Genomic DNA, 3,648 nt, shown 5'->3' on the forward strand with positions numbered 1-3,648 from the left:
GGCGAAGGACAGCGCGTCGAGCCCGATGATCCAGGCGGGGCCGACGGCCGTCGCCAGGAATCCGGCGAGTGCGGGGCCGACGATGACGGACGCCGAGGCGCTCGCACTGACCAGCGCGTTCGCGGCCAGCCGCTGCTCCGGGGGAAGCATCCGGGCGAGCAGCGAGTACTTCCCCGCGCTGCCCCAGGCGTGCAGCACCGAGGACCCGGCGAGCAGGACGACGTAGAGGACCGGGTGCAGCACCCCTGCGGCCCAGGCCAGGGGCACGCACCCGAGGAGCAGCGCGCGGACCCGGCTGTCGGCGGCGATCAGCCGCCGGGGAGGCAGGCGGCGCAGCCGGCGGCCGAAGAGCAGCGCGCCCGCGGCGCCGGGGAGGGCGTAGGCGGCCACCGCGGCGCCGACGACCAGCCCGGACCGGCCCGGAGGCGCGATCAGGACGGCCAGCCACGCCACGGCGACCACGCTCATCCCGTCCCCCAGGTCGGAGGCGGCCAGGGCGGGCAGGAGTCGGCGGAAGTCGTGGCGGGCGAACAGCGATCGGTACGGACGCGGCAGCAGACGGGTCGTCACGGGGAGAGGCATCCGACCAGGGTCGTGGTTGAAGCGGACTTGAGGTCAAGGTGGGGGCCCGGGACGGCCGGTCGGCCTTCGCTAGCCCTCCCAGGACATCGCGGTGGCGATGGCGGTCAGGACCAGCCAGGCGATGACGGGGATGGCGAGGGTGACGGCGAAGGGCCACTGGGCGCCGAGGAGCATGACGCTGCCGATGAAGGTGAGGAAGACGAGGAAGGGGAGGACGGCAAGTGGGACCCCCCAGCTTTCGAGGCGACGTCCGAGCAGGCCGTAGACGCTGACGACGGTTCCCAGGCCGACCAGGAGGGCCAGTTCGAAGGAGGTGAGCCAGAGGGCGTTCACGACGGCGGAGCGGTGGCCCTGGTGGGAGAGCTGGACCACACGGCCCTTCCAGAGCGTCAGGTCCACGTTGGTGCCGCTCTCCACGCTGTCGTAGAGCCCCTCGGTGACGCTGTAGGTGGTGGTGGGTGCCGCCTCACGGGAGACGGTGACGTCGTAGCTGGTGGAGTCGCTGCTCTGGTCGGTCTTCTTGCCCGTCACCCGGCCGGTCTCCTGGGTGGTGCAGCCCGTGCCGGGTGCGGTGGCCGGGGCGCCACAGACCGGCGCGCTGCGGTAGGCGACCGTGTCGTCGTAGGCGTCGACGTACCAGGAGAAACCGAGGGCGACGGTGGACAGGCCCGTGAGCACGAGCAGAGCCTGGGCCACGAAACGGGCGGGGGAGAGCGCGTCCCGCCAGTCGAACCGGCTGCCGTAGCGCCGCGGACGGCGGGGCGCCGGGGGAGCCGTCCGACGGGGCGGCGGTGTCCCCACGGGCGGTGAGGGGATCCGGTCGGTCACGGCCTGGGCCCCGCCGGCGGATACGGCAGTGGTGACGGCGGCGGTGACCGCGGCGGGCGCCGCGTCGGCAGGCTCCGGCGAGTCCGGTGGGTCCAGCAGGTGTTCGACCTGCCGCCGCAGTACGAGCAGTTCCCGGGTGATGAGTTCGGCCTGCTCCCGGACGTGGGCCAGGTCCGCCTCCAGCGCGCGGTTCAACCCGGCGGCGGCGTTCAGCTGGCGGCCCTTCTCCGCGGACTCCGCCTGGAGCCGCCGGCTGCGCTCCTGCTCGGCCGCGAGCTGCTCGGCGAGGCGCTCGGCCTCCAGACGGGCACGCTCCTGTTCGTCGGTGCGGGCCCGGTCTGCCTCGTCCCGTTCCGCGGTGAGGGCGGCGATCGCCTGCCGGAGCTCCTCGGTGACCTCCCGGAGGTAGACCACCTGGTCGGCGGGGTCCGGGCTGTCGCGCAGTTCGGCGGCGCGCAGGTCGTGGAGTTCACGCAGCCGGGACGGGGCCGGCGGACGGCCGAGCCGGGAGAGGTGGGCGGCGAAGCCGTCCAGGAAGGTGCAGGGGGCGATGGTCCGGCCGGACAGGTAGGCCTCGACCTGCTCCGGAGAGTGCCCGGTCGCCTCCGCCAGCTGTCCGGTGCCGGAGGGCCCGGCGTCGGCGCACTCGGCGAGGGCCACGGCCAGTGCCTGGGCGAGCCGGGAGGCACGGGCGGGCGCGGGGCGGTGGGCGGGGTTGCGGGTGAACGCGAACCGGCCCGCGGTGTCGGTTCCCTGCCGGTTGGGCACGGGCAGCCCGCGCCGGATCAACTCGTCGCGCAGGTACGGGTAGAGGGCGTCGAGGGTGAGCCACTCCGGCCCCTCGGGGAGCCCGCTGCGGACCAGGTCGACCATGGTGCCGGTGAACGAGGTGGTCCGGTCGGCCTGCTCGGCGAGCGGGACGACGTGGGCGGTGCGGTCGCTGGCGGTGAGGATGTAGGTGCCGAGGATGTCCGTGGACGCGGCCTGGGCGGCCTCGCCCGCCAGGGCCTCGATGGCCCGGCCGGCGAAGCAGCAGTCCAGCACGACGGCCTTGACCTTCGCCGGACTGTCCAGGAACGCCTCGCGGATCTTCTCGAAGTCCAGCCCGGTCACGTCGGCGTGCTCGGGCGAGGTGTGGGCGAGCGTCAGGCACAGCTGGCCGCGTGGTCGCACGAGGCCGTGCCCGACGTAGTAGAGCAGCAGGACGCCGCGGGTCTCGCGGGCGAGCAGGCGCAGGGTCTGCACCAGGGCGGGCATGTCGGCCGCGTCCTCGATCACGGTGACCCGGTCCTCGGGCCAGCCGCACAGCCGAGGGTCGGTGAGGGTGCGGTGCAGCGCCCGCAGGCTGTTGAGGGCGGCCGGCAGCCGTGAGAGGCCGGTGTCCCGGTAGGTGCCGGTGCCGATCAGGATCGCGCGGGAGTCGGCGAAGTGCGGGGGGCCGGGCAGCTCACTCATCGTCGTCGCCCAGCACCTCGGCCAGGAGCGGGACGACGTCCTCCTGCTTCATCTGCCGTGCGGTCAGCTTGACCCGGCCGCGCTTGGTCGTCACTTCGAGCGACACGTCCGCGCGGCGGGTCCGCAGCCAGACCGACAGCGACCCGGCCAGCGCCACGCCCGCACCCCCGGCGCCGAGGGCTATCTCCAGCACCTCGGTCACCCCGCCCAGCTCTCCGTCGGTGGGCGGGGACGGAAGGGGACGTACCAGCCCCGCCAGCTCGCGCTCCCGGCGCAGCCAGTCCCAGAGCTCCGCCGTCTCCCGCAGCTCGTCGCCGCCGGCGACCTTGATCCGCGCGTCCATGGCACTCCCTCGGCCTCTCCCGGGTGCCTCCCGGGTTCAGCCGGGATGATGGCAGGGATCGGCCCCGCGCGGGGAGCAACGGGGGGAGCTTGTAACCGACTTGTGGAATTCCGCACGGGGGCGGGGCGGAGGGCCGGCGGCATCGCAGGTCAGGGCAGCAGCAGGCCGGCTACGGGCGCCCGCTGCCGGACCAGTCCGCCACGACGGCGTTCATCGAGGCGCAGCGGGGCGTCGCGGACTGACTCCGAGGGCCCGGGGGTACGTCACACCGGACCGGCCGGCCGCGGCGGCCATACGTCCGGGGCCAGGACACCGGTGGCGTAGGCCCGGGCGACCAGGGCGGTGCGGTTGGGGACGCGCCAGCGGCGGGAGAGCCGGGCCAGGTGGTAGTTGACCCCGTCCGGGGTGACGCCGATCTCGCGGGCGATCTGTGCGGTGGC

At 74.5% G+C, this 3,648-nt stretch carries 3 protein-coding genes and 1 pseudogene; all 4 read right to left on the reverse strand.

What is annotated here, in order from left to right:
* On the reverse strand, positions 1-582 hold a 582-nt coding region (locus ACFU7Y_RS41765), incomplete at its 3' end, for an MFS transporter (protein WP_380771642.1).
* Between the two features lie 69 nt (positions 583-651).
* Entirely contained in the window at positions 652-2,865 is a 2,214-nt protein-coding gene (locus ACFU7Y_RS41770) for a caspase family protein (RefSeq protein WP_224278088.1), read from the reverse strand.
* Positions 2,858-3,208 carry a hypothetical protein gene (locus tag ACFU7Y_RS41775; protein ID WP_224278086.1) on the reverse strand — a complete coding sequence of 117 codons (351 nt, stop codon included), beginning with the start codon at positions 3,206-3,208 and terminating at the stop codon, positions 2,858-2,860. Before ACFU7Y_RS41775 ends, ACFU7Y_RS41770 begins: the two co-directional genes overlap by 8 nt.
* A gap of 263 nt (positions 3,209-3,471) precedes the next feature.
* Positions 3,472-3,648 (reverse strand): annotated as a pseudogene (locus ACFU7Y_RS41780) (diguanylate cyclase); the annotation flags it as partial.

Origin of the sequence: Kitasatospora sp. NPDC057542 (assembly GCF_042801945.1) — a bacterium.
Classification (GTDB): domain Bacteria; phylum Actinomycetota; class Actinomycetes; order Streptomycetales; family Streptomycetaceae; genus Kitasatospora.